The following is a 24,840-nucleotide window of genomic DNA, read 5'->3' on the forward strand; positions in this document are numbered from 1 at the left end:
ACCGGGCGAGATAATCTTCTCGCCCGTTTTATTTAGTCCTTCAGCAGAATCGCCCGGCAGGTTTTGCCTTTGATTTTGCCCTGCTTGAGTTTAACCAGCGCATTTTTGGCCTGATTCGCCTCAATCGCCACGTAGGCGTGGGTCGGCGTCAGGACAATTTTGCCGATCTGCTCGGCACGATAACCCGCTTCACCCGTCAGCGCGCCCAGAATATCTCCCGGACGTATCTTGGCTTTACGGCCACCATCAATGCACAAAGTCATCATAGCTGCAGGCAGCGGCTTGCTGCTGCCCTTTTTCAGCGTGCTGGCAGAGACCCACGGCAGCTTCTGCTGCAGGAAATCTTCCAGCGCATGCGCGCGAGCCATCTCATCGGCAGCAACCAGGCTGACCGCAACGCCATGTTCGCCCGCACGCGCCGTACGACCAATACGGTGCAGGTGAATTTCAGGGTCCCAGGCGAGCTGATAGTTAACCACCATCGCCAGCGATTTGATGTCGAGTCCGCGTGCAGCGACGTCGGTGGCGACCAGCACGCGACCACTGCCGTTAGCGAAGCGGATCAACACGCGTTCGCGATCGCGCTGCTCCAGATCGCCATGCAAAGGCAGGGCGCTGATATCACGCGCGTTAAGCGCCGCGGCGACATCATCACATTCACGTTTGGTGTTGCAGAACACCACACAGGATGAGGGCTGACGATCGCTGAGCAGAGCTATCAGCAGACCCAGTTTTTCATTGTGGCTGGCTTCGAAAAACTGCTGATCGATTGAAGGCAGTTCGCTGACATCTTCTGTCACCACGCTCAGCGCATCACGCTGAAAGCGGGTGCTGATAGCCGTAATGCCGTCTGGCCAGGTGGCGGAAAAGAGCAGCGTCTGGCGCGAAGCGGGCGTCGCTTCAATGATCGTTTCCATATCATTCAGGAAACCCATCTCCAGCATCCGATCGGCTTCATCCAGGACCAGCGTGCTGAGCTGGTCCAGCTTGAGGTTTTCGCGGTTAATGTGGTCGAGGATACGACCCGGCGTGCCGACCACGATATGGGGCGGATGCACCAGCGAATCACGCTGTGCGCTCATCGGCTGTCCGCCACACAGAGTGAGAACTTTGATGTTGCGGATGAAGCGCGCCAGCTGGCGCAGCACATTGCCTACCTGATCAGCCAGTTCACGGGTCGGACAGAGAATGAGTGCCTGGGTCTGAAAGCGGGCGCTGTCGATATGGTGCAGTAAACCAATACCAAAGGCAGCCGTTTTACCGCTGCCGGTTTTCGCCTGCGCGCGCACGTCGCGTCCCTGCAGAATGGCGGGCAGCGTAGCGGCCTGCACGGGCGTCATGCTGGTGTAGCCCATCTCGCGCAGGTTTTCGAGCTGGCTGTCGGGAAGCGAATTGAGGGTAGAAAAAGCGGTCACGGGCGCGGCCTCTGAGGCTGAAAGTGTAGGGCATTATTGCGGGGCAAGTCTGGCAGAAAGCACGCCTGACAGCAACGGGAACCTCGATGGTTAGCAGTATGAAACTATATCTGTCAGAGGGCTTAGGAATAGACTGAAGTTTACGGGAGAAAGGTGGTTTATTTTTATAGATTAACCCCGACTCAATGTGATTGTTCCAGGATGAGGATCTTTTGAGGCCAGCGATTATTTGATAAGTGGCCGTTTTTAAATATTTATTTCATTGTTAATCAGATAAATCCTTAACTACTACTCCAGTAATAGAATTAATCATTAAAAAATATCACCACTGGTGCCGATAAAAATCCTGAGCTAATTGCTTTATATTTAGCGCGCCATATTCCTGGTACAACGACCGGTAGAGGGTATTTGCATTGAGTAATCGCATCCAGGGACCACATGAAAATGTGCTTAAAATAGTAGGCCGCGCCGTACTGACACTGCATGTTCATGGAGAGAGCTTATCGGCTGATAAGATCGCTTCGATGATTGCGTGTTATGCGGAAGATGAGCCCTGTGATCAGGAAGATCGTCGCTTATACGCGCTGGCAATGGAACTAATGTCGAATGATAAATGGGCCAAAAGCGCGTAACCCGCACTCCGCTCAGGTAAATGCAGAGCCTCCCTTGTGGAGGCTCTGTTGTTTTTGGGGGAGTAGGTTTGCGTTGTGGGGCAGGTACTGGCTCCCGGCGCTTTAGGTAAGGTGGTCGTCTGTAACCGGGCCTGAGCCGGCTCGATCTCTCCGCATTTGCTGAGAAGGCTCAGCGCGGGCGATTACGCACCTCATCCCTGAGGTGCGCCCGTAGCCGGGCCAACGCGTTGCGTTGTTCAAAAACGCTCCCGGCGTTTTTAGTACGCACCTCATCCCTGAGGTGCGCCCGTAGCCGGGCCAACGCGTTGCGTTGTTCAAAAACGCTCCCGGCGTTTTTGTCCGCAGCCCTGCTGTTTCAGGCTGATGCCAGCGCAAACACTGGTTTACCGCGCGAGAAGGTCGCGTCGACTGGCGAAATTCGTGCCACGGCTTCGGCGGAACAGCTCGCCGCCACCAGCATCATGCTCGCTTCATCGCCCGGTACTGGCCACTGGCGGTCACCCTGGGCTGTCAGCGGCAGCCGATCGTCTGTGGCGATCGCCAGCGCCCGCGACAGCGAGAACTCATCCGATCCCCGATAGAGCTGCGCATAGAGATTCGCTTTTTCCAGCATGCTGCCGGTGCCAAACGGTGACCAGTGATCGATAACGCTGTCGGTGCCGGTCATCACCTTCACGCCCGCTGCCTGTAATTGCGGAATCGGCATGGTCAGCTTGCCGATCGGCAGCGTAGAGGCGACGCTGAACTGCTGCTCCGCCAGCCCTGCGATCATCTTATCCAGCGTACTGCCGGACAGGGTCGCCAGCGCAAAACCGTGGCTCAGCGTCACTTTGCCCTTCAGCGCCGGATTCTTTGCCACGGTGTCAATCATGTACTGAATCGCCGCCACGCCAGCAGGTGAGGTTTCATGCAGATGTATATCCACGCCGCGCTGATAGTCGAGCGCAATCTGGAACATCGCATCCAGTGACTTCTCCATGGCACCATCGACATTGGTGGGGTCCAGGCCGCCGACATACTCAACGCCGTGCTGCATCGCCTCGCGCATCAGCCCATCGACCTGCGAGTGCAGCATGCCATGTTGGGGAAAGGCTACAATCTCGCAGGGAAAGGCGGGGTGACGGGCTAATGCCGCCTGCAGATGCTCCAGACTTTGCAGGCCGCTGACCGGATCGATATTGCAATGGCTGCGGGCGCGGGTGGTGCCTTTGGCGTGCAGCAGAGCGATCAACCCTTCGGCGCGCGCCTGAGAGTGCGGCAGCAGTTGCGGAATCAGCACCTGTTCACGCGCAATCATGTCCATGATAGTTTTGCCCTGACGGGGACGCGGAGCCTGCCACGGGCCGCCGTAGAAGGTTTTATCAAGGTGGATATGCATATCCTGGGTGGCGGGCAGCAGCAGGGCATCCTGTGCATCCCACGACGGCAGGGTGCTGTCACCCTGACCGGCGGGTGTCAGCTGGTCAATTTTACCGTCGCGCACGCTGATGTCGTAACGCCCGGTGCGGGTCGCAACGATCTCATCATCCTCACGGATAAAGCCCTCCTCCAGCCGCACATTGCGCAGCAGATAGTGATCCTGCCGGGGCAGGGCGGCGGGCTGGTCGGGATTGCTGGAGGACAAAGGTGATGGCGTGGCGGCATTGGCCTGGCCGAGACCGGCGGCCAGCAAGCCGCCTGCGGCGGTCCAGCGGACGCTCTGCCCAAGGAAATCACGGCGGCTCGGCGAAGAGGAAATAGGCATCAGAGGCTCCTGCAAAGTGAACAAGGTCTTAATCTGACAAACGACGCTTCACCCTGCTGCGTTATTTTCCACTGACGACTATTCAATATCTCACTGCCAGCGCAGCTGGCTGAAGGTTGCCAGGGATTCCGCCAGCTCGCGCTGCAGCGGATCCTGCGGATGACGACAGAACAGCGCCAGTTCGAAGGTATCAATCACCGGCAGACCCTGTTCCGGGCCCAGTACCCGATGTTGCGGCAGGCGGCAGCTGGCGGGCAGTAATGTCAGCCCCAGACCCTGCGCACTGGCGGCGGCCAGCGCGACCAGGCTGGCGCTGCTGTAACTAATGCGCCAGCTACGGCCCAGTGCGTCGAGCGTCTGACACACCTCATCGCGATAGAGCCCCTGCTGGGGAAACAGCACCAGCGGTACCGGCGTCTGCTCAAAGCAGGGCCACTCTGCGCTGTCGAGCCACAGCAGGGGTTCAGGACGCGACGCCAGCGGACGCTCGCCATAAGGCTGCTTAATCAGCATGATGTCGAGCTCTTCACGCTGCCAGGCGCGACGCAGCTCCACCTGCATGCCGCTCATCACGTCCAGCCGAAGTTGCGGATGGTCGCGACTGAAGTGCGCCAGCAGACCGGCCGTGGGCGCCGCGAAATCTTCTGGCACGCCAAGACGCAGCACGCCGTCGCGCCACTGGTCACTCAGCACATCGTGCGCTTCCCCATTCAGGGCGATAATCCGCCGGGCGTAGCCTAAAAGCTTCTCGCCCTCTTCGGTGATCTGCACCTGATGCGAGGAGCGGTTCAGCAGCTCTTTGCCGACCATCTCCTCCAGCCGTCGCACCTGCTGGCTGACGGTGGATTGCGACAGGTGCACCCGGTCGGCGGCGCGTGTAAAGCTGGCGGTTTCGCACACCGCGACAAAGCTGAGCAGCTGTTGAGGAGTAAACATCGGCTGACGATTCATATTTCCACTACCTGGCAGAGTAATATTTCATTTCCAGATAGTAACGACTGCTGCCAGGCTGGCAACTTTTAACTGTGTGGATCTCAGATGAAGAGAGAGAACAACCTGCTGCTGGCGGCGCTGGTGTTAGCCGGGCTCAATATGCGACCGCTGATGACCTCGGTCAGTCCGTTACTCGGCGAGCTGAGGCAGAGCATCGGTCTGTCGCCGCTGGCGGCCTCGCTGTTGCCTGCGGTGCCGATGATGATGATGGGTGCCATTGCGTTAGTCAGCGCCCCGCTGATGCAGCGCTTTGCGGTACGTAAACTGCTGCTGGGTGGCCTGTTGCTGTTGCTGCTGGCGCTGGTGAGTCGGCTGTTTGTGGCTGACGGAGGCTGGCTGGTACTGAGTACTGTGCCGGGAGGGGCGGGCATTGGCATTGTGCAGATGGCGATGCCGGGATTGATCCGTCAGCGATTTGGCAGCCGCAGTGCCGGCGTGACCGGACTGTGGGCAGCGGCGCTGATGGGCGGCGGCGGGATTGGCGCGGCGATCTCGCCGTGGCTGAATGGGCAGCTTGGCTGGCAGGGCGCGCTGAGCAGCTGGGCGCTGCCGGTGGTGCTGGCCATCCTGCTCTGGCTGTTTATCACCACCCCACGTGCAGCCCGGACGGAGGCCGCCGCTCTGCCTTCGCTGTGGCGTAAAACCCGCGCCTGGACGCTGGCGTTGAGCTTCGGTCTGGTGAACGGCGGATATGCCATCTGTGTCGCCTGGCTGCCCGATTTTTATCATCAACTCGGCTGGAGCGCGCAGGCGGGCGGTTCACTGCTTGGCATGATGATCGGCTGTCAGGTCACGGGTGCGCTGCTGCTGCCCTTGCTGGCGCGGGGCCGCGATCGCCGTCCGCTGCTGCTGCTGACACTGGCGATGCAGTTCAGCGGCATGCTCGGTTTCCTGTTTGCGCCACAACTGGCGCCGTGGCTCTGGGCGGGGATTGCGGGCTTCGGGCTGGGCGGGGCATTTCCGCTGGCTCTGGTGCTGGCGCTGGATCATCTGGAGCAGCCGCAGGCTGGCGCGCGGCTGGTGGCTTTTATGCAGGGCGTCGGCTTTATTATCGCGGGCAGCATGCCGTTTATCGCCGGGCAGTTGCATGCGCTCACCGGTCACTTCACCAGCGTCTGGTTATTGCAGGCGGCGGTCACGCTGCTGTTAATCGTGCTTAATCTGCGTTTCCATCCGCGCAGCTATCAGCACGCCTTTCCTGAGGTGAATCGCTGATTTTGGTCCGACCAATCCCGGCAATATTTTTCTCTGGTTCACACTCCGGGAAAATTCGCGCATCTTCTGTTGCCACAAGTTAACAATGTGTTAACTATCTGTTGCCATAAGCCCCGACAGAGCGGTTTGGTCTGACCAATCCGGGGCAGATGGCACCAGCGCTGCGGCTGTGTGCCACGTCACCTTTTCCTCTGGAGATACTGGCATGCAGATCTGGCAACAAAACTACGATCCGCTGGGTAATATCTGGCTTTCAAGCCTGATCGCACTGATCCCGATTCTCTTTTTCTTCTTTGCGCTGATTAAGCTGAAGATGAAAGGCTACCTGGCGGCCACCACCACCGTGGTGCTGGCGCTGCTGGTGGCGCTGTTTCTCTATCAGATGCCGGTTGCACAGGCGCTGGCCGCCGTGGTGTATGGCTTTCTCTATGGCTTGTGGCCGATTGCCTGGATTATTGTCGCCGCGGTGTTCGTCTACAAGATCTCAGTCAAAACCGGCCAGTTCGACATTATCCGCGCCTCTATCCTGTCGATTACTCCCGATCAGCGTCTGCAGATGCTGATTGTCGGCTTTTCGTTCGGAGCGTTTCTGGAAGGGGCTGCGGGCTTTGGTGCGCCGGTGGCGATTACCGCCGCGCTGCTGGTGGGACTCGGCTTTAATCCGCTCTACGCCGCCGGGCTCTGCCTGATTGTGAACACCGCGCCGGTGGCCTTTGGCGCGATGGGCATCCCGATTATTGTGGCGGGGCAGGTGACCGGGCTGGACAGTTTTGCCATCGGCCAGATGGCCGGACGCCAGCTGCCGCTGCTGACCCTGATTGTGCTGTTCTGGATTATGGCGATCATGGATGGCTGGCGCGGGGTGAAAGAGACCTGGCCGGCGGTGGTCGTGGCAGGGGGATCGTTTGCCATTGCCCAGTTCCTCAGCTCCAACTTCCTGGGTCCGGAGCTGCCCGATATTATCTCGTCGCTCGCCTCGCTGATTTCGCTGACGCTGTTCCTGCGGGTCTGGAAGCCGGTTCGCATCTTCCGCTTTGCGGATGCAGAGGCGAAACAGGGCGATCCGTTGCTGCCACCGCAGAAGTATCGGCTGGGGCAGGTGATCCGCGCCTGGATGCCGTTCCTGTTTCTCACCGCCACCGTCACGCTCTGGAGTATCCCGCCGTTTAAAGCGCTGTTCGCCAAAGGCGGTGCGCTCTATGAGTGGGTGCTGGCTATGCCGGTGCCGATGCTGAATGAGCTGGTGGCGCGGATGCCGCCCGTGGTCGGTACTGCAACCCCTTATCCGGCCATCTTTAAGCTGGATCTGGTGTCCGCCACCGGCACCGCCATTTTAATTGCGGCGATCATGGCGATGATTTTCCTGCACATGAAGCCAAAGGCGGCATTGCAGACTTTTGGTGAAACGCTGAAAGAGCTGGCGCTGCCGATCTACTCTATCGGGATGGTACTGGCCTTTGCCTTTATCTCGAATTACTCCGGGCTGTCTGCGACGCTGGCACTGGCGCTGGCGCACACCGGCCACGCTTTTACCTTCTTCTCACCGTTCCTGGGCTGGCTGGGCGTCTTCCTGACCGGATCAGACACCTCATCGAATGCGCTGTTTGCTGCTTTACAGGCCACGACCGCGCAGCAGATTGGCGTCTCCGATATTCTGCTGGTGGCGGCCAACACCACCGGTGGCGTGACCGGTAAGATGATCTCGCCGCAGTCGATCGCTATCGCCTGTGCGGCGGTCGGGCTGGTGGGTAAAGAGTCCGACCTGTTCCGGTTTACCGTTAAACACAGCCTGATTTTCACCTGTATGGTCGGTGTGATAACCACGCTTCAGGCCTACGTCTTCCCCTGGATGATCCCATGAGCAGCAATGCCGATCCGCTGGTGACGCGCCTGCGGGCCTATATCACCGAACATCAGCTCGAGCCGGGCATGCGCCTGCCCGCCGAGCGGCAGCTCTCTGCGGAGCTTGGCGTCTCCCGCTCCTCGCTGCGTGAAGCCATACAACAGTTGATCAGCAACGGCATGCTGATTAGCCGACGCGGCGGCGGCACCTGGATCCGTCAGCAGCTGGCGCCCTGGTCGGAACAGCGCATCGTCGAGCCGATTCGCCAGCTGCTGCGCGACGATCCCGACTACCGCTACGACATTCTGGAAGCGCGCCATGCCATTGAGGCCAGCACCGCCTGGCACGCCGCACTGCGCGCCACCGACGCCGACAAAGAGAAGCTGCAGTACGCTTTCGACGCCACCCTGAAGCTGAAAGAGAGTGACGATCCCGATCTCGCCGCCCAGGCGGATGTGCGCTTCCATCTGGCGATTGCCGAGGCGTCGCACAACGTAGTGCTGCTGCAGACCATGCGTGGTTTTTTTGAGCTGCTGCAATCGTCGGTAATGCAGAGCCGTCAGCGCATGTATACCCAGCCCGCGATTTTCGCCCGCCTGACTGAACAGCATCAGGCGCTGCTCGATGCGATCCTCACGGGCGATGCCGACGCTGCGCGCCAGGCGGCGATGCAGCATCTGGGATTCGTGCACACCACCATGAAAAGCCTGCATGAAGATGAAGCGCGTCAGGCGCGCATCACCCGCTTACCGGATAACGACACACGCAACCCAAAGGAATCTGACTGATGATTATCTCCGCTGCCAGTGACTATCGCGCGGCCGCGCAACGTATCCTGCCGCCGTTCCTGTTTCACTATCTTGATGGCGGTGCCTATGCCGAGCACACCCTGCGTCGCAACGTAGAGGATCTCTCGGATGTGGCGCTGCGCCAGCGCATTCTGAAAAATATGTCGGAACTGAGTCTTGAAACCAAACTGTTCAATGAAACCCTGTCGATGCCGGTTGCGCTGGCACCGGTCGGCCTGTGCGGCATGTATGCCCGCCGGGGTGAAGTGCAGGCGGCGCGCGCGGCAGACCTGAAAGGCATTCCGTTCACCCTGTCGACCGTCTCTGTCTGCCCGATCGAAGAGGTGGCCCCGCAGATTAAGCGTCCCATGTGGTTCCAGCTCTATGTGCTGCGTGACCGCGGCTTTATGCGCAATGCGCTGGAGCGCGCCAAAGCCGCCGGTTGCTCTACGCTGGTGTTTACCGTGGATATGCCCACGCCGGGCGCGCGCTATCGCGATGCGCACTCCGGGATGAGCGGCAATCACGCGGCGCTGCGTCGTTACTGGCAGGCGGTCACCCATCCACAGTGGGCGCTGGATGTGGGTCTGCAGGGGCGCCCTCACGATCTGGGGAATATCTCCACGTATCTGGGCAAGCCTACCGGGCTGGAAGATTACATCGGCTGGCTGGCGAATAATTTCGATCCCTCTATCTCGTGGCGCGATCTGGAGTGGATCCGCGAGTTCTGGGATGGACCGATGGTGATCAAGGGCATTCTCGATCCGGAAGATGCGCGTGATGCGGTGCGCTTTGGCGCCGATGGTATCGTGGTCTCTAATCACGGCGGACGCCAGCTGGATGGCGTGCTCTCCTCGGCGCGTGCGCTACCGGCCATTGCCGATGCGGTAAAAGGTGACATCGCCATTCTGGCGGACAGTGGCATTCGCAACGGGCTGGATGTGGTGCGGATGATTGCGCTGGGCGCAGACAGCGTGCTGCTGGGACGGGCATTTATCTATGCGCTGGCAACCCACGGTCAGCGCGGCGTAGAAAACCTGCTGACGCTGATTGAAAAAGAGATGCGCGTTGCCATGACCCTGACCGGCGCGAAGTCTATCGGTGAAATTACCCGCGATTCGCTGGTGCAGGCGGAAGCGTTGCTGGCACCGCAGAGCACACCGCCACGTCCCCGCGCGGTGAGTTGAGCCTGCGAAAATGAATGTATTGTCTATACTTAGCTTCTTTACCAACAGGAGGAACGACATGACCATTCATAAGAAAGGTTCGGCGCATTGGGAAGGCGATATCAAAGGCAAAGGCACCGTCAGCACCGAGAGCGGCGTGCTGAGCCAGCAGCCTTATGGCTTTAACACCCGTTTTGAAGGCGGCAAAGGCACCAACCCGGAAGAACTGATTGGTGCAGCGCATGCAGCCTGTTTCTCTATGGCGCTGTCGCTGATGCTGGGCAACGCGGGTCATCCGCCGGAAAGCATTGATACCACGGCCGACGTGTCGCTGGACAAAAAAGGCGATGGCTTTGCCATCACCAAAGTGGCACTGACCAGCACCATCTCTCTGCCAGGCATTGATGAGTCGACCTTCGACGAGATCATCAATAAAGCCAAAGCGGGCTGCCCGGTTTCTCAGGTTCTGAACGCGGAAATTACGCTGGATTACACCCTGAACAACTGATGCCGGTAACGGGTCGCCTTTTGGCGGCCCGGGCGTTATGCTATGCCTCACCGGTCCTGTTGCTGACCGGAACAGATGCGCCTTCTGGCGCATCTTCGCTTTCTGACCAGAGGAAACTGAGGTGACGAGATACCGGGCAGCCAAAAAGTACTGGAAGATGGTGCTGGTTCTGTTGTGCATCTGTGGCGCGCTGCTGCTGATTCGCTGGGCTGCCATGATCTGGGCCTGAACAGATGAAGGGGATTGGCCGCCACACGCTGGGCATATTATTAATGGGGATTATTGTGCTGGAAGCGGTTCACTATCTGCTTACTGCCTCATGGCTGCCGTGGCGATAAACGCGCTCAGACAAAGGCATCCTCGCGCCTTTTAGCCCGCACATCGCTGCGCGCAATGCGATAAGCCTTGCGCGGATCGCCCACCACAAACTCAAAGGTTGGCGTGTAGTAAAATGGCAGCCAGCCGCCATAGCTGCTCTCCCACTCCCAACGGACGGGGCAGGGCCACAGAATGCCATCATACAAAAGATAGTAAACCCAGCGTCCACCAGGACGACGGGGGCGTGATGTTTTCATGGGATTCACAACGATAATGGTTAACAACAGCTTATATTTTGTACGCTAAAGCGTCAGCTTGCAACGTTACAGCCCTGCTTTATTGAACCTGGCCCTGAATTAGCGATGTACTTCACCGCACAGCAGTACCACATTCGGTCTGACTTTATGAATGCGGTTCGCCATCGTTTCACAGTCGACCTTCGTCGGATAGATGCGCTCTGATACCGGCAGCGCCTCGCAGGCATCGTAGCCGCATGCGCTCACTAATAACACAAATCCTATCAACATAGATCCTCTCCTTTACACGGTCTGGTGGTCCGGACTGTGGTGCTTTTTATCCCTTTTTAACATCCAGTATAGACAAACGTGCCGGGGCGGCATTGTCAGTGTGAGCTATGGTCCGCCAGCCAGGGTGTGATGCGGCGGCCTGTAAGGTGTGCCAGAAGGGGCGGGCCTGGCGCTAGCCTGCGAAATACCAGGCGGGCAGCAGCGCAATCAGGTTATTCAGCGTGTGCAGGAAGATGGGCAGCGCCAGACTGTTACTCCGCAGCCGGGCGTAACAGAGCAGTAGCGAAAACAGCGTCAGGGCGATAAGGGTCTGCCAGTGCACATACTGCGTATGCATCACCGCAAACAGCAGTGAGGTCAGCAGCATACAGGCAAAGCGGCTCCGTGGCGCCCACAGCAGAAAGCCCTGCAACAGAAAACCGCGGAACAGCACCTCTTCAAACACCGGCGCCAGCAGCACGGCGGTGAGCAGCAGGATCAGCAGCGAATTACGTCCCTGCTGGGCCTGCATCACCAGCCATCCTTCCGGCTGCATGAACTGCATCTGTGCGGCCATCAGAACAAATAGCGCGCCAGTAAACAGCAGAGTTTGCAGCGTGCAGAGTTCACCCAGCGGCAGGTCTGTACGGCGCTGGCAGTAAAAGCGGTAAAGCGGATAGATAACAGCAAATTCAAACAGGCAGAGCACCGGCACCAGCAGGCCGTCATTACGCAGCACGCTGTAATTAGGGAACAGCGTGATCAGCATGGTAACCAGGTAATAGACCACAAAGCTGCCGACGTAGAAAAGCGTCAGTGTCACTCTGTCGGAATTGGTATTCATAGGCGACTCTGCCAGCGAAGGTTAGCGCATAGTAGCAATGCACCAGATCGCTGTCGAGTCAGCCTGTAACACAATATTTAAGCGCAAAATGTTAACCGCAGACTAAACACCCGCGCGCGTGAGCCGATAACTGAGGAAACTAATCTGGTCAGCACTGCATGTTGTATTGCAGGCCCGTCATCTCAAACTCTGACTGTGTAGTGAGCACTCTTAATGACTTCTAACCCTCCGGCGCCACCCTCGCCTCCATTCAGTCATGCCGCTGAAGACCGCACTGTCCGCTTTACGCGGCGCAGCCTGCGCACGCTTTCACTGCTGCTGTTTGGCGTGCTGGTGCTCTCGATGCTGATGGTGCTGACGATTGCGCAGCGGCAAAACAGCGTATCGGTTGAGCATGACCAGTTGCTGATGCAGCAGGCGTGGAAAAATCGTCAGGAGGCGATGGTCACGGATATCCGGGATTATGCGTTCTGGGGCGAAGCCTGGCGCAATCTCCATGTCAGGGTCAACAAAGTCTGGGCTTATGACGAAGAGAACTTTGGTCCGGGCCTCTACGAAGAGTATCACTATGAGGGCGTATTCGTGGTCGACGGCAACGGTCACACCACGTACAGCGTCATTAATGGGCAACTGGTGGATACGCCGCTGGAAGCCTGGCTGGGAAAAGAGGCTCCAGCGCTGATTGCGGCGGCACGTCAGCGCAACGACGCGGCGATAACCCGTGATGCGCTGATTAATCATCTGCCCGCCATTGTGGTTGCCGCCCCCATCGGCAGCGGCAAACTGACGAATATGCCGCCGATAGCGGGGCCAGCGTCAGTCATGGTGTTTGTGAATCTGTTCACCCCTGCCAAATTACAGGCGCTGGGCGCCACGCTGGATGTGCGCGAACTGCGCCTGCCCGTCAGTGCAGGGGATGCCCTGCGTGAACCGCGGATGGTGCAACCGTTACCCGGTGGCGATCTGATTGTGCTGCGCTGGACGCCAAAGATGCCTGGCATGGGCCTGGTCTGGTTTCTGTTACCACTACTGATGCTCATGGCGATCATCATTGGCATAATCACCCATCGCGTCAGCCGCCATGCGCTCTCTAATGCGATTCTTTCTGACCGGCGCTTTGCCCTGCTGGCGATCAGTCAGCAGGAGCTGGCCAACAGTGAAGCGCGGTTTCGCGATCTCGCTGAGGCGGCGTCAGACTGGATCTGGGAAACGGATGGAGAGGGCCGCCTGATCTACCTGTCAGCGCGCTTTCAAACCGTGACCGGCCACGATATTACACACTGGCTGGGCCGTCACATCGATCACCTGCTGACGCATCCCAGCCATTCGCTGGTCGCCTGGCTGCAGCGTCAGGAGGAGGAGGGGCAACGGATGCCACTGCGCTGTCAGTTTATGTCGGCGCACGGCAACCGCCGTATCGGCCAGCTGGTCGCGAAAACAATCTGGCATGATGCGCGACGTATCGGGTTTCGCGGCACGGTGTCGGACATCACTCAGAGCATGGAAGCCGAGGCGCGCATTCATTTTTTGTCGCGTCATGACGTCTTAACCGGCCTGTCGAACCGCGTACAGCTGCAGGAGTTTCTGACGCTACACCTTGAGCTGCCTGATGGCGCTGCGCCGCTGACGCTGATTACCCTCGATCTCGATCAGTTCAGGCCGATTAATGAAACCTGGGGCCATGCGGCGGGCGATGAGGTGCTGAGCCAGATAGCGCAGCGTCTGAAGCGCTGTATCGGCCCGCAGGAGCTGGTGGCGCGGCTGAGTGGCGATGAGTTTGTGCTGGTATTGCGTGAAACGAACCGTGAGCGGGTCGATCAGCGTTGCGCACAGCTGGTGCACGAGGTTCAGCAGCCCATCAGCACCGGCCAGCATGTTCACTATCTCACCGTCAGCATGGGGATTGCCTGTGTACCGCAGGATGCCAGCCATCCGGAAGCGCTGCTGCAAATGGCTGATATCGCGCTGAATGAAGCGCGCGAAGCGGGACGCAATCAGTGGGTCTGGTATGCCAATGAGATGGCCAGTCAGCGTGAGGATAAGCGTGAAATGGCGCGGCGGATTGAGAAAGCGCTGAAGAACAATGAATTTCGCCTGCACTACCAGCCCCGCTATCAACTGCTGACGGGTCAGCTGGCAGGTGCCGAGGCGCTGATTCGCTGGCAGATTGCGCCGGATGAGTGGATTACCCCCGATCACTTTATTCCGCTGGCGGAAGAGAGCGGTCTCATCGCCACTATCAGCGACTGGGTGTTGATGCGGGCGTGTGAGGATGCGCTGGGATGGGGGGGCGATCGCTATGTTTCGGTTAATATTTCGCCCATGGAGTTCCGCACCAGCGATTTAGTACAGCGGGTTGCGGATGTGCTGGCGAAAAGTGGCCTGCCGGCTACCCGGCTGGAGCTGGAGATCACGGAGAACGTGACCTTTGAACATCCGCAGCATGCGCTGGAGGTGATGCAGGGTTTACGGTCACTCGGGGTAAGGTTAACCGTTGATGATTTCGGCACCGGCTATGCGGCCCTGGGCTACCTGAAGACCTTCCCGTTTAATGGGCTGAAGATCGATCGCTCCTGGATGAAAGATTTCCCGGAGTCGCAGCAGGCACAATCGGTGGTCGCGGGGATTATTGCGCTGGCACGCGCCTTTGCCCTGACAATTACGGCTGAGGGGATTGAGACAGAAGCGCAACTGAACCAGCTAAAACAGCTCTCGTGCGAAGAGGGGCAAGGCTACTTCCTCGGTCGACCGATGCCGCTGGCTGCATTCAGTACGCTTCTGGAAAGAACCGCGCAGAACCAGGCTGAACCCGTTTAACGGACTTTAACCGCCACGGCGGTCATCAGCATTGCGCAGACGACAAAAATAATCAGTTCCATCATGACCTCCACAGGGCTAAGACTATTCTTAATATTGTAGTGGTCCGCTGTGCTTTTTTTAGGCAATGAGTGCGATTAATCTTAAAAGATGACCTGTGCGGCGACCCGTTTAATGCTGCTGTAACAACTTTACTTTTTAGGGGTTCAGGTCAGCAGGTGCGCTTTGCTACTCTTGGGGCAGGGTTTTAACACGTCCAACAGGAGAATAAACGTGAAATTTTATGGAAAAGGGCTGCTGGTAGTGGGGCTGTTTGCATTAACCGCCTGTCAATCTGCCTCTAAGCCCGATACCGCCAGTGTGGCGCAGGATCCCGAAGCTGACCGCTGCGGTGCCTCTCAGTATCAGAATTATGTCGGTAAACCGTTAACCGCGCTGCAGGGTCAGCACTTCGAACAGAAGGTCCGCGCCATCCCCTATAATTCTGCCGTCACCATGGACTTCAACCTTAACCGGCTGAACTTCCTGGCTGACAAAAATGGCAATATCAGCTCAGTTTATTGTGGTTAACGGCAAAGATGTCATAGGTTTGTCATAACGGCAGGCGAGGATAGCAGCGCGTTTAAGAAACTTCCTCGTCACACAATAGATAGTGCTCGTCTTGTTTATTCCCGCCCCGGCGGGAATTTTTTTAGCGGCTTCGGGCCGTAACAGGAGCAGAGAAGATGAAACGCATAATCGGGGCACTTCTGCCCGCATTGTTACTCAGCAGCACACTGGCGCAGGCTTCCAGTGAAGAGGCCTGGCAAAAGAGCCGTCAGGTGATGGTGCAGGCCTGCATTAACGCCAGTCATCTGAGCAAAGTAAAGGTGCTGGGCGAGGCGATCGAGTATGACGACAACACGGGCTACAGCGCACTGTTGCTGGAAGGACGCTATCCCCAGCCGCAGATGAAAAATAAGCGTGGACGGGAGCTGTGCCTGTTTCAGCGCAGCAGCGGACGGGCCAGTATCAGCGAAGCGGATAAATTGCGCTGGGTGAAGTAGGTGGTGGGTTTACGCCTCCGGCTGCGTGTCGATTAACTGCGCCAGCAGGGTGCGATAACGCTGCAACTGCGTCTCGTCGCCTTCCACTTCCAGTTTATCGATAACCCGCGCAATAAGGGCTTTATTGGTGGCGGGTTCTCCCGCTTCCATTATTTCACGCAGAATCACCGCCAGCAGATCGGACTCAGGCGGTATCCGCCAGTCCGGGCTGTTAAAATAGTCGCTGATAGCACGGCTGGCGCTGTCAGGTTGTACTCTCATTACCCACCTCCGCTAAAACAAGACCCCCCTCCCTTACACCTGAGCATAAGGGCGTTTAACCATAAAATAAGCTGGTTCGCCTCAGCGTAGCCGGACGGTCTGCACCGTTTTTTGCGGAGGATGTCGCGCCGATTAAAAAGATTGCCACACCGCCGCGGCTGGCGGTTTTTTAAACATAGAAGCGGGGTGAAGAGTTGTCAGTAACAGAATGACATATTTTTCTATATTGACGGGCCGGATTGAGGAAGATCGGGTCCGGCCAGACCATCGCCCGCGTGCTTCGCGCTAAAAACCCGGCGGGCTGGAAAATTTGCGCCGGTGATTGCGCTGAATCAAAGAGGAATCCGGTCTTTTGCCATTTGTGCCATGTTTTGTCGGTCACGCTGAGAATAGCCGCGTTAGACTGAGCATTCCCTCTCTTTAAAATATCTGCTCATGCCACGCACTATAGAACCCTGGAAGATAAACCTGATCTCAGTCTGGTTTGGCTGCTTTTTTACCGGCCTGGCCATCAGTCAGATCATCCCGTTTCTGCCGCTCTACCTTGAGCAGCTTGGCGTAACCGGTGGCGAATCACTGAGTCTCTGGTCGGGTCTTACCTTTAGTATCACCTTTGTGGTTTCGGCGGCCGTAGCCCCGCTGTGGGGCAGTCTTGCCGATCGTAAAGGCCGTAAGCTGATGCTGCTGCGCGCCGCTTTTGGCATGGGCGTGGTAATTCTGCTACAGGCTTTTGTCACCGAAGCCTGGCAGTTGCTGCTGCTGCGTGCCCTGATGGGGCTGACCTCCGGATATATTCCCAACGCCATGGCGCTGGTGGCCGCTCAGGTGCCGCGTGAACGCAGCGGCTGGGCGCTGAGCTGTGTCTCAACCGGCCAGATTGGCGGGGTGATTCTGGGGCCGATGCTGGGCGGGCTGCTGGCAGACTGGGTCGGTTTGCGTACGGTGTTTATTGTCACCGCAGCGCTGCTGATGGTCAGCTTTCTGGTGACGCTGTTCCTGATCAAGGAGACCGGTTACACCCCGGTGAGTAAAAAGGAGAAGCTCAGCGGACGCGAGGTTTTCCGCTCGCTGGATAATCCAAAACTGATGCTCTGCCTCTTTTTCACCACCATGGTGATCCAGATGTGCAACGGATCGGTGAACCCGATCCTGACGCTCTTTGTGCGGGAACTGGCACCCACCGCTGAGAATATCGCTTTTCTTAGCGGGGTCATTGCCGCGCTGCCTGGCGTCTCTGCACTGCTGGCCGCGCCTCGTCTGGGACGACTCGGCGATCGCATCGGCACGCAGCGTATCCTGCTGGCAACGATGGTCATCTCGCTGCTGCTGTTTATCGCCATGTCGTTTGTCACCAGCACGACACAGCTGGGGGTATTACGTTTTCTGCTGGGCTTTGCCGATGGCGCGATGATGCCCGCGGTCCAGACGCTGCTGGTGCGTCACTCGCGTGACAACATCACCGGCCGGATCTTCGGCTACAACCAGTCCTTTATGTATCTCGGCAATGTCGCGGGTCCGCTGCTGGGCGCCGCGGTGTCGGCGGTGGCCGGTTTCCGCTGGGTCTTTTTTGCCACCGCCGTGGTCGTGCTGATTAACGTGCTGTTTCTGAAGCGCTTTTACCGGCGTCCGAAGACAGCGCTGCCCGCGTTGGCTGACAAATCGTCAGTTCAGCCTGCCAGCGCTGCTGAGTCAGTAAAAACTCAGGACTGACGCTGGGGCTCCAGGAGTCATCGCCGCCGACACCCATGTGGCAGGCATCCAGATGCAGCCAGCAGCCCGCTTCCGGACGCAGATGGTGGCGGTGTGATGCCTCTCGCAACTGCTCCAGGCTGAAACGGCTCAGTGAGAAAGCGAAATCGCCGCTGACCTGCCAGCTGCCGCTGTCGAGCTGACGGGTGCCGCAGCGCAGACCGTTCTCACCCGGGAAAACATAAGGCGTTGAGAGCTGATCCAGCGGCAGCTCCCAGCGGGAAAACTGCGCGGCCAGCTGGCGATCGGGATAGTTTTCATGCGGACCCAGGCCGAGCCAGCTCACCTGTTGTGGTATCTGCGTCAGCTCACAGCGTAATCCGATGCGGGCGGGCGGGGGCAATCCGCGCGACTGCTCAACGGAAAGCTGCAACTGCAATTCACCCTGCGCATTGATCAGATAACGTTTACGGCTGATAAAGGCGATCTGGCCATGGGCGAGCCAGCTGTGCAGCGTCTCAATCTGCACCGCCTGTGGCAACGTATTCGCCGTCATCGACACCAGCTGGCTGCTCATCTGGTCATAACCCGCTGCTTTCCAGCGCTCGACCCAGGCATTGGGATCAACCCGTTCCGCTTCGCTGGTGCCGATGTCATTGTCGAGCGGCGCGCGAATAAAGCAGTCCTGAAGCGGTGAAAGCAGCGTTGGCTGTTCATCCACAAACCACTGCGTCAGTTCGCCGCTGTGGCGTGAAAAATGCCAGCGTTGCTGCTGATGGGTGATGACAATCTCACGGGTATCATCGTGCAGGCCCGGTGCGTCGCCACTTTCCGGTTTTGATGGCAGCGCCAGCGACGAGGGCAGCGCCCATTGGTGCCAGGCGACACGCCAGCCAGCGGCGCTCCATTGGGTCGGTTGAATCTGATGAACCGCGACGTTCAGCCAGCATTCGCCCTGTAATGCTGGCGGTGACGGCAGCGTGATCCGCTGCTGGCCCTGTGGAGCGATATCCAGCGGCACTTCTCCTTCCGTCACCACACGACCCGCCTGTTCGATGCGCCAGCGCAGCACTTCGTTGTCACTGTGGCGGAACAGATAGTCGCTGCTGACCGTAAAGCTCAGCGGATCGCCGGGATCGACGGCAAACTGCCAGAACTGCTGGGCGCACTGCGCCTCATAAAGCGCCGGATGCGGCGTGCGATCGGCAAATACCAGCCCGTTCATACAGAACTGACGATCGTTGGGTTTATCGCCAAAATCGCCGCCGTAGGCCTGCCAGGGTTCGCCCTGATCGTCATAGCGGGTCAGGCTCTGATCAACCCAGTCCCAGACGAAGCCGCCCTGCAGACGCGGAAACTGGCGGAAGGCCTGCCAGTACTTAGCAAAACCGCCAAAGCTGTTGCCCATGGCATGCGCGTACTCACACAGGATCAGCGGACGCGTCTCACCCGGCAGACCGATCCACTTTTTCAGCGACCATTTCGGCACCGCCGGGAAGGGCTGATCTTCATCAACCCTGGCATACATCGGGCAGATGATATCGGTAGCAGCGGTATCCGAACCGCCGCCTTCATACTGAACCGGACGGGTTGGATCGCTGCTTTTTACCCAGCGGTAGAGCGCATCGTGTGTGGCACCATGTCCTGACTCGTTGCCCAGCGACCAGATAATAATGCTGCAGTGATTACGATCGCGCTGCACCATGCGCGTCACACGTTCGCTATAGGCGGCGAACCAGCGGGGATCATCGGAGAGCCGGTTCATCGGCTGCATGCCGTGGGTTTCGATATTGGCCTCATCCACCACATAAAGCCCATACTGATCGCATAACCGGTACCAGAGCGGATGATTAGGGTAATGCGAACAGCGCACCGCATTAAAATTGTGCTGCTTCATCAGCTCAATGTCGCGGCGCATCGTCGCCTCATCCACCACCTGACCGCGCTCCGGATGATGTTCATGACGATTGGTGCCACGGATCAGCAGCGGTTTGCCGTTCAGGCAGAGCAGGCCGTTGTCGATGGTGACCTGACGGAAGCCGACATCATAGGCTTCCACCTCGATCAGCTGCTGATTCTCATCCAGCAGCGCCAGCGTGGCGCGATAGAGATGGGGTGTTTCGGCACTCCACAGCGCAGGCTGTTCCACCGGCAGGCTGAGCAGGGCGCGTTCGGGATAGTGACCCCGCTCGTCAATAATGGCGCTGCCCAGCGGCTGCTGACACTGAGCAATCTGCTGTTTACCCTGCCACAGCGTCAGGCGCAGCTGATAGCGCGAGCTGACGTCATCTGGCAGAGCAACACGGACCCGGGCACGCAATTCGGCACGGTAAAACTCCGGGCTGAGCCGGGTTTCCAGCTGAACGTAGGCCAGATGCACCTGCGGTTTATGCATTAACGTGACATCGCGGAAAATGCCGCTCATCCGCCACATATCCTGATCTTCCAGATAACTGCCGTCGCTCCAGCGCAGCACCATTACTGCCAGCCGGTTTTTGCCCGGCCGCAGATAAGGCGTCAGGTCGAATTCAGCGGGCAGACGACTGTCCTGAGAGTAGCCAATCCAGTGTCCGTTGCACCACAGGTGAAAGGCCGAGTTTACGCCGTCAAAAATGATGCGTGTCTGCCCATTATCCAGCCAGGCTGCGTCAGTGCTGAATGTGAGCGAGTAACATCCGGTTGGATTCTCTGCGGGGACCAGCGGAGGATTGACCGGAATCGGATACTGCACGTTGGTATAAATGGGCGCATCGAAGCCGTGCATCTGCCAGTTGGCCGGAACCGGAAGGGTCGTAGTGTCCGGCAGAGCCTGCAGTAACCAGCTGGCCGGGACCGCTTCAGGCTGCGTAAAATAACGGAAACCCCACTCTCCGTTGAGGCTCTGCAGTGACGCCGAGGGGCTGTCATCCCGCGCGGCTGCTTCATCTCGCCAACTGGCGAATGGCGGGTGCGCATCCAGCCGATGCAGCGAGGTCACGACCGGATTTTCCCAGTCGCGCCGGGAGAGGATGTCACTGAAAGCAGCCTGAGAGAGAGTCATGTTTATATCCTGTAAATGTAATGCGCTCACAATGCGCAAAATTACGCCGCCTGTAAAGTGTTCACCCTCCCGATTTGCACAAATAATTTGTGCTGTAATCCAGCCGGGATGTTGAGATTGTGCCGCCTTAATGGTGGTAAATCGTTAAGCCTGGTCAGCAAAGATGAATAGTCGCCGGATGCGGAAGAATCTCACTTGTCGCCATGCAGGTGGCTCCATACACTCAGCCCGATTTCATCACCCTGAGGTAGATATGGTACGAATCTTTAAGCTGGCTGCCGTTGTGGCATTGATTACTGCATTAAGCGGATGTATTTTCCCGCCTCCAGGCGGCGGTGGCGGTGGCGGTGGGGGTGACTGGGGCGGACACGGCGGCGGACCAGGCCGCGGATTTGTCGATCCTCGCTAAGCAAAAGACCGATTTCGGGCGGGCGAAACGTTTGACCATAGCGTTGATTGCAGGGAAAACGTTTCGCTCGCAAGGTTAGCCGGAATCGTCTGAGCAGACGGTGAGGAATGCGGGCTAACTCACTGAAAAAAGTAGCGGTTACCCTCTGTTTTTTTAGCCAGCGTGGTGATAATTTCAGCTTTTCTCCACCGCTGAGATAACAGCATGAAAAACCTGATTGCTGAATTGCTGGTAAAGCTGGCTGAAAAAGAGGCGACAGCCAAAGAGCAGATGGCGCAAATCGAAGCGCTGGAGATTGTTGTTACCGCGCTGGTTCGCAAGCTGGAGCCGCAACAACATCTGGCTATAACCACCAGTATTGAAACCGCAATAGACAATGTGGCCGATGCCGAAGATGAAAATGCGCAACTGCTGCGCAATTACATCGAAAAGTTACTCAGACATCCTCGCCAGTAACGATCCAAGTGCCAGACTGGAATGGGATCTTCACATCACTTTGACCTGAAACATTTTCCGCTTTGCTTATTCGCTGCCAGAATAACAAAGGACAATCCACTGTGGAGATAACAAGATGAAAGTCGGTTTAATGGCGATGATGATGGCGGGCCTGCTGGTCAGTGGACTGGCCGGTGCGGCGGAAAAGACCCCGCAGCAGGAGAAGATGACGATGTGTAACCAGCATGCTAAATCACAGGATCTTAAAGGGGATGCGCGCAAAACCTTTATGAGTGAATGCCTGAAAAAGGACAGCAAGCTGTCGCAGATGTCACCGCAGCAGATGAAAATGAAAAGCTGTAACGGCGAAGCTGGTGATAAAAAACTGGCGGGCGATGCGCGTAAAACCTTTATGAGCCAGTGCCTGAAAAAAAGCTGATTATCCCCACGGCCACGCAGGTGGCCGCTTCTCCTTCCCGCGCAATACTGATTAAATTCCCTTCTATAACAGCATGTTAACCTTCTGATAAGCATTCATCGCCAGGCTTCCCGGTTCTTTTGCCACACTTACTGTTTGTGGGGATTTGCGCAGCACTCTGTTTTGCCGCGCAGCACAAGACAAGAACCGTTAAAGGAGCCATGTCGTGAACTATCAATTTACCGTCGACCTGAACGATCTGCCCCAGCGCCAGCCGGTTAAAAAAACGCTCGGCGAGGTGGAGGTGTTGCTGATCCGCGAAGGTGACAACGTACGTGCTTATCAGGCGAAATGCCCGCACGCAGGCGCGCCGCTGGAGCAGGGCGCGATTTGTGGCGATCGGCTGGTCTGTCCTTGGCACAAAGCCGCGTTTAATCTGGCCAGTGGAAAAATGTGTGAACCGCTGGCGTTAGCCGATCTCAAACAGTATCCGCTGCGCATTGAAGAGGGCCGGGTGCTGGTTAATCCGAAAGCGATGTCGCCCGCGGCGCCGATTGGCAGTGGGGCAGAAGCACCGGTCTATGTGGTGCTCGGTGGTGGGGCGGCGGGCAGCGCGGCGCTGTGGCGTCTGCGCCATGAAGGCTTCAAAGGCCGCGTGATTCTGGTTGAGCGGGAAGCGGATGCGCCTTACGACCGCACCGCGCTGACCAAATTTGTGCCGTCGGGCAAAATGGATATCAGCGAGGTGCCGCAGCTGCTGAAAGCGGATGTGATGGATCACGTTGAACGACTTCAGGCTACCGTGAGCCGCCTGGATGCCCAGCAGCAACGGCTGATCTTTGAGGATGGCGAGACGCTCGCCTTCGACAAACTGCTGATAGCCAGCGGCGCAACGCCAGTCCGCCCCGATTTGCCGGGCAGCGATCTCGATGGGGTCCATCTGCTGCGCAGCAAAGCGCAGACCGATGAGCTGCTTCAGGCGGTGGATGCCAGCCATAAAATCGTGATTATCGGCAACAGTTTTATCGGCACCGAACTGGCGTCGGCGCTGCGTAATCGTGACATTGACGTGACGATAATCGCCCGACAGGCGTTGCCCTTTGCTAAACAGTTTGGCGATCAGATTGGCCGCTATTTCTATCAGCTGCATGAGCAGAACGGCGTGAAGTGGGTGCAGGGCGAGATCGAAGCCTTACAGGGCGACCAGCGGGTGAGTGGCGTGCAGCTCAAGGGCGGACGGTTGCTGGACGCGACGGTGGTGCTGTTTGCCACCGGGGTTAAACCGGCTACCGACTTTATCCACGATCTCCCGCTGGCAGAGGATGGCAGCCTGCAGGCGGATGAGCAGTTGCGGGTCGCTGACAATATCTGGGTGGCGGGAGATATCGCCACGTATCCGTCGGCACAGGGGCCGCTGCGCATTGAGCACTATCGCGTCGCGCATCAGCAGGGACAAACCGCCGCATGGAATATGCTGGACCAGACCGTCGCGTTTGATCGTGTGCCGTTCTTCTGGACTACGCAGTATGGCACCCGTTATGAGTATCTGGGCCATGCCAAAGAATGGGATTCATTCCAGCTGCTCGGCTCGCTGGAGGATAAAAAGTTTATGGCGTTTTATGGCCAGCAGGGGAGGCTGGCGGCAATCTGCTCATGCGGCATGTATACGCTGACCGCTGAGCTGGTGGAGCGGATGCAGCAGCCGATGACGTTTGCCGACGCGGTGGCGCTCTGTCAGGAACAGATCCGTTAATATCTGTTAAGCTGGAGGCAAGGCGGGCCAGCGTGCGGGGCCGCCTTGCACATCCTTTGTTGAGCGGTTAGCTGCGGCTCAGTTTCTCTGACTTCGCCATGCACTGCAGCATCGCTTCCATCACCGCCGAGCGCATGCCTTTCTCTTCCAGCACTTTCACCGCTTCGATGGTGGTGCCGCCCGGAGAGCAGACCATATCTTTGAGTTCAGCCGGATGTTTACCGGTGGTCAGCACCATCTGCGCCGCCCCTTTCACCGCCTGTGCAGCAAACTGATAGGCCTGAGCGCGTGGCATGCCGCCCAGTACGGCCGCATCGGCCATCGCTTCGATAAACATAAACACGTAGGCCGGCGCAGAACCGCTGACGCCGACCACGGAGTGAATCAGATATTCATCCACCACGGCCGCTTTGCCGAAGCTCTCAAAAATCGCTATCACCTCGTCGATTTCCGCCTGCTCAACCAGCACGTTGGGCGTGACCGAGGTCATGCCTTCGCTGACCAGCGAGGGAGTATTCGGCATCGCACGGACAATTTTACGATCGTAACCCAGCACCGATGAGAGCGAATCGAGCGTCACCCCAGCCGCAATCGACACCACCAGCGCCTCTTTTTTCAGGCTGCCTGTCAGCTCTTTTAAGACTTTCAGAATGACATTGGGTTTGACCGCGCCGAACAGGATGTCCACTTCACGCGCCAGCGCTTCAGCGCTCTCCGCTGCGTTGATACCATACTGCTCTGCCATCGCCTGGTTGGTCTCTGCTTTGCGATCGTAAACGAAGATATCAGACGGGGCGATTTTGCCGCTGTTGACCAGTCCGCCGATAATGGCTTTCGCCATATTTCCCCCGCCGATAAACCCGATTTTCTTTGCCAGCATCGCCATCTCCTTAGGACATTATTCGTTTTCTCAGTGAGCTAGCTTACTTCAGCCAGCCTGAATAACAAGTCAGCCGGGCGCAGGCTGGAAAGCACGCCGCAAATAAAATTTGCCATTTAG

The 24,840-nt window shown here is 57.9% G+C and carries 23 protein-coding genes; 14 read left to right on the forward strand and 9 right to left on the reverse strand.

What is annotated here, in order from left to right; genetic code table 11:
- Positions 1–32 precede the first annotated feature (32 nt).
- The 3 genes from dbpA to AC6I8B_RS04260 form a co-directional block, all read right to left on the reverse strand.
- A complete protein-coding gene (dbpA, locus tag AC6I8B_RS04250; RefSeq protein ID WP_332837787.1) occupies positions 33–1,415 on the reverse strand; it encodes an ATP-dependent RNA helicase DbpA in 1,383 nt (460 codons plus the stop codon).
- 987 nt (positions 1,416–2,402) lie between these two features.
- Positions 2,403–3,791: an amidohydrolase gene (locus AC6I8B_RS04255; protein WP_157351607.1), complete on the reverse strand. Its 1,389-nt coding sequence runs from the start codon at positions 3,789–3,791 to the stop codon at positions 2,403–2,405.
- A gap of 90 nt (positions 3,792–3,881) precedes the next feature.
- Positions 3,882–4,742: a LysR family transcriptional regulator gene (locus tag AC6I8B_RS04260; protein WP_022625167.1), complete on the reverse strand. Its 861-nt coding sequence runs from the start codon at positions 4,740–4,742 to the stop codon at positions 3,882–3,884.
- Positions 4,743–4,829: 87 nt separating this feature from the next.
- On the opposite strand from AC6I8B_RS04260, the gene AC6I8B_RS04265 reads away from it, so the two are divergent.
- The 6 genes from AC6I8B_RS04265 to yniD all read left to right on the forward strand — a co-directional run bounded on the left by AC6I8B_RS04265 (position 4,830) and on the right by yniD (position 10,533).
- The gene (locus AC6I8B_RS04265; protein ID WP_033771037.1) at positions 4,830–5,999 is read left to right on the forward strand and encodes a cyanate transporter; all 1,170 of its coding nucleotides are present in this window, start codon (positions 4,830–4,832) and stop codon (positions 5,997–5,999) included.
- A gap of 205 nt (positions 6,000–6,204) precedes the next feature.
- Positions 6,205–7,860: an L-lactate permease gene (lldP, locus tag AC6I8B_RS04270; RefSeq protein WP_033766606.1), complete on the forward strand. Its 1,656-nt coding sequence runs from the start codon at positions 6,205–6,207 to the stop codon at positions 7,858–7,860.
- Entirely contained in the window at positions 7,857–8,630 is a 774-nt protein-coding gene (lldR, locus tag AC6I8B_RS04275) for a transcriptional regulator LldR (RefSeq protein ID WP_010255231.1), read from the forward strand. The genes lldP and lldR overlap by 4 nt, the downstream gene beginning before the upstream one ends.
- Entirely contained in the window at positions 8,630–9,817 is a 1,188-nt protein-coding gene (gene lldD / locus AC6I8B_RS04280; RefSeq protein ID WP_022625165.1) for an FMN-dependent L-lactate dehydrogenase LldD, read from the forward strand. The genes lldR and lldD overlap by 1 nt, the downstream gene beginning before the upstream one ends.
- 58 nt (positions 9,818–9,875) lie before the next feature.
- Positions 9,876–10,304 carry an OsmC family protein gene (locus AC6I8B_RS04285; RefSeq protein WP_022625164.1) on the forward strand — a complete coding sequence of 143 codons (429 nt, stop codon included), beginning with the start codon at positions 9,876–9,878 and terminating at the stop codon, positions 10,302–10,304.
- A 121-nt stretch (positions 10,305–10,425) separates the two neighbouring features.
- A complete protein-coding gene (gene yniD / locus AC6I8B_RS04290) occupies positions 10,426–10,533 on the forward strand; it encodes a small membrane protein YniD (RefSeq protein WP_022625163.1) in 108 nt (35 codons plus the stop codon).
- A 115-nt stretch (positions 10,534–10,648) separates the two neighbouring features.
- On the opposite strand, the gene AC6I8B_RS04295 is transcribed toward yniD, so the two are convergent.
- The 3 genes from AC6I8B_RS04295 to AC6I8B_RS04305 form a co-directional block, all read right to left on the reverse strand.
- Entirely contained in the window at positions 10,649–10,879 is a 231-nt protein-coding gene (locus tag AC6I8B_RS04295) for a hypothetical protein (RefSeq protein ID WP_029519422.1), read from the reverse strand.
- A gap of 99 nt (positions 10,880–10,978) precedes the next feature.
- On the reverse strand, positions 10,979–11,149 hold the full coding sequence (locus AC6I8B_RS04300; protein ID WP_003850083.1) for a hypothetical protein: 171 nt from the start codon (positions 11,147–11,149) through the stop codon (positions 10,979–10,981).
- Positions 11,150–11,321: 172 nt separating this feature from the next.
- Positions 11,322–11,972, reverse strand: a complete 651-nt coding sequence (locus AC6I8B_RS04305; protein WP_010255238.1) for a CPBP family intramembrane glutamic endopeptidase — start codon at positions 11,970–11,972, stop codon at positions 11,322–11,324.
- A gap of 213 nt (positions 11,973–12,185) precedes the next feature.
- Between AC6I8B_RS04305 and AC6I8B_RS04310 the strand changes: the two genes are divergently transcribed.
- From AC6I8B_RS04310 to AC6I8B_RS04320, 3 genes are all read left to right on the forward strand, one after another.
- Positions 12,186–14,789, forward strand: a complete 2,604-nt coding sequence (locus AC6I8B_RS04310) for a bifunctional diguanylate cyclase/phosphodiesterase (RefSeq protein WP_060679539.1) — start codon at positions 12,186–12,188, stop codon at positions 14,787–14,789.
- Positions 14,790–15,062: 273 nt separating this feature from the next.
- Positions 15,063–15,359: an I78 family peptidase inhibitor gene (locus tag AC6I8B_RS04315; RefSeq protein WP_052272152.1), complete on the forward strand. Its 297-nt coding sequence runs from the start codon at positions 15,063–15,065 to the stop codon at positions 15,357–15,359.
- Positions 15,360–15,514: 155 nt separating this feature from the next.
- Positions 15,515–15,835, forward strand: coding sequence for a hypothetical protein (locus tag AC6I8B_RS04320; protein WP_010255244.1), 321 nt, complete (start codon positions 15,515–15,517; stop codon positions 15,833–15,835).
- A gap of 9 nt (positions 15,836–15,844) precedes the next feature.
- Here the strand turns inward: AC6I8B_RS04320 and AC6I8B_RS04325 are convergent, their stop codons facing one another.
- On the reverse strand, positions 15,845–16,096 hold the full coding sequence (locus AC6I8B_RS04325; protein ID WP_010255246.1) for a biofilm development regulator YmgB/AriR family protein: 252 nt from the start codon (positions 16,094–16,096) through the stop codon (positions 15,845–15,847).
- Between the two features lie 435 nt (positions 16,097–16,531).
- On the opposite strand from AC6I8B_RS04325, the gene AC6I8B_RS04330 reads away from it, so the two are divergent.
- Complete coding sequence (locus AC6I8B_RS04330) at positions 16,532–17,806, forward strand: multidrug efflux MFS transporter (RefSeq protein WP_437382223.1); 1,275 nt, start codon at positions 16,532–16,534, stop codon at positions 17,804–17,806.
- Here AC6I8B_RS04330 and AC6I8B_RS04335 read toward each other — a convergent pair.
- Entirely contained in the window at positions 17,688–20,825 is a 3,138-nt protein-coding gene (locus AC6I8B_RS04335) for a beta-galactosidase (RefSeq protein WP_497817590.1), read from the reverse strand. The genes AC6I8B_RS04330 and AC6I8B_RS04335 overlap by 119 nt on opposite strands.
- A 253-nt stretch (positions 20,826–21,078) precedes the next feature.
- Here AC6I8B_RS04335 and AC6I8B_RS04340 point away from each other — a divergent pair, with 253 nt between their 5' ends.
- From AC6I8B_RS04340 to AC6I8B_RS04355, 4 genes are all read left to right on the forward strand, one after another.
- Complete coding sequence (locus AC6I8B_RS04340; protein WP_497817591.1) at positions 21,079–21,234, forward strand: hypothetical protein; 156 nt, start codon at positions 21,079–21,081, stop codon at positions 21,232–21,234.
- Positions 21,235–21,438: 204 nt separating this feature from the next.
- Positions 21,439–21,690 (forward strand): anti-adapter protein IraP, encoded by a 252-nt coding sequence (gene iraP, locus AC6I8B_RS04345; RefSeq protein ID WP_010671173.1) that lies wholly within the window; start codon positions 21,439–21,441, stop codon positions 21,688–21,690.
- A 115-nt stretch (positions 21,691–21,805) separates the two neighbouring features.
- Positions 21,806–22,108, forward strand: coding sequence for a PsiF family protein (locus AC6I8B_RS04350; protein WP_010255256.1), 303 nt, complete (start codon positions 21,806–21,808; stop codon positions 22,106–22,108).
- Between the two features lie 205 nt (positions 22,109–22,313).
- A complete protein-coding gene (locus AC6I8B_RS04355) occupies positions 22,314–23,840 on the forward strand; it encodes an FAD-dependent oxidoreductase (RefSeq protein ID WP_332837794.1) in 1,527 nt (508 codons plus the stop codon).
- A gap of 67 nt (positions 23,841–23,907) precedes the next feature.
- On the opposite strand, the gene proC is transcribed toward AC6I8B_RS04355, so the two are convergent.
- Positions 23,908–24,720, reverse strand: coding sequence for a pyrroline-5-carboxylate reductase (gene proC, locus AC6I8B_RS04360; protein ID WP_010255263.1), 813 nt, complete (start codon positions 24,718–24,720; stop codon positions 23,908–23,910).
- Positions 24,721–24,840: the final 120 nt, after the last annotated feature.

Source organism: Pantoea sp. X-Soil-ISGK-285 (assembly GCF_059730815.1).

Excerpts from the sequence above, each read along its gene's own strand:
- AC6I8B_RS04305 (WP_010255238.1), bottom strand. The coding sequence starts at position 11,972 with ATGAATACCAATTCCGACAGAGTGACACTGACGCTTTTCTACGTCGGC.
- AC6I8B_RS04310 (WP_060679539.1), top strand. The coding sequence starts at position 12,186 with ATGACTTCTAACCCTCCGGCGCCACCCTCGCCTCCATTCAGTCATGCC.
- AC6I8B_RS04300 (WP_003850083.1), bottom strand. The coding sequence starts at position 11,149 with ATGTTGATAGGATTTGTGTTATTAGTGAGCGCATGCGGCTACGATGCC.
- lldP (WP_033766606.1), top strand. The coding sequence starts at position 6,205 with ATGCAGATCTGGCAACAAAACTACGATCCGCTGGGTAATATCTGGCTT.
- AC6I8B_RS04260 (WP_022625167.1), bottom strand. The coding sequence starts at position 4,742 with ATGAATCGTCAGCCGATGTTTACTCCTCAACAGCTGCTCAGCTTTGTC.
- AC6I8B_RS04255 (WP_157351607.1), bottom strand. The coding sequence starts at position 3,791 with ATGCCTATTTCCTCTTCGCCGAGCCGCCGTGATTTCCTTGGGCAGAGC.
- AC6I8B_RS04295 (WP_029519422.1), bottom strand. The coding sequence starts at position 10,879 with ATGAAAACATCACGCCCCCGTCGTCCTGGTGGACGCTGGGTTTACTAT.
- AC6I8B_RS04320 (WP_010255244.1), top strand. The coding sequence starts at position 15,515 with ATGAAACGCATAATCGGGGCACTTCTGCCCGCATTGTTACTCAGCAGC.
- AC6I8B_RS04325 (WP_010255246.1), bottom strand. The coding sequence starts at position 16,096 with ATGAGAGTACAACCTGACAGCGCCAGCCGTGCTATCAGCGACTATTTT.
- AC6I8B_RS04350 (WP_010255256.1), top strand. The coding sequence starts at position 21,806 with ATGAAAGTCGGTTTAATGGCGATGATGATGGCGGGCCTGCTGGTCAGT.
- AC6I8B_RS04285 (WP_022625164.1), top strand. The coding sequence starts at position 9,876 with ATGACCATTCATAAGAAAGGTTCGGCGCATTGGGAAGGCGATATCAAA.
- iraP (WP_010671173.1), top strand. The coding sequence starts at position 21,439 with ATGAAAAACCTGATTGCTGAATTGCTGGTAAAGCTGGCTGAAAAAGAG.
- AC6I8B_RS04330 (WP_437382223.1), top strand. The coding sequence starts at position 16,532 with ATGCCACGCACTATAGAACCCTGGAAGATAAACCTGATCTCAGTCTGG.
- AC6I8B_RS04340 (WP_497817591.1), top strand. The coding sequence starts at position 21,079 with ATGGTACGAATCTTTAAGCTGGCTGCCGTTGTGGCATTGATTACTGCA.
- AC6I8B_RS04265 (WP_033771037.1), top strand. The coding sequence starts at position 4,830 with ATGAAGAGAGAGAACAACCTGCTGCTGGCGGCGCTGGTGTTAGCCGGG.
- proC (WP_010255263.1), bottom strand. The coding sequence starts at position 24,720 with ATGCTGGCAAAGAAAATCGGGTTTATCGGCGGGGGAAATATGGCGAAA.
- lldD (WP_022625165.1), top strand. The coding sequence starts at position 8,630 with ATGATTATCTCCGCTGCCAGTGACTATCGCGCGGCCGCGCAACGTATC.
- lldR (WP_010255231.1), top strand. The coding sequence starts at position 7,857 with ATGAGCAGCAATGCCGATCCGCTGGTGACGCGCCTGCGGGCCTATATC.
- AC6I8B_RS04335 (WP_497817590.1), bottom strand. The coding sequence starts at position 20,825 with ATGACTCTCTCTCAGGCTGCTTTCAGTGACATCCTCTCCCGGCGCGAC.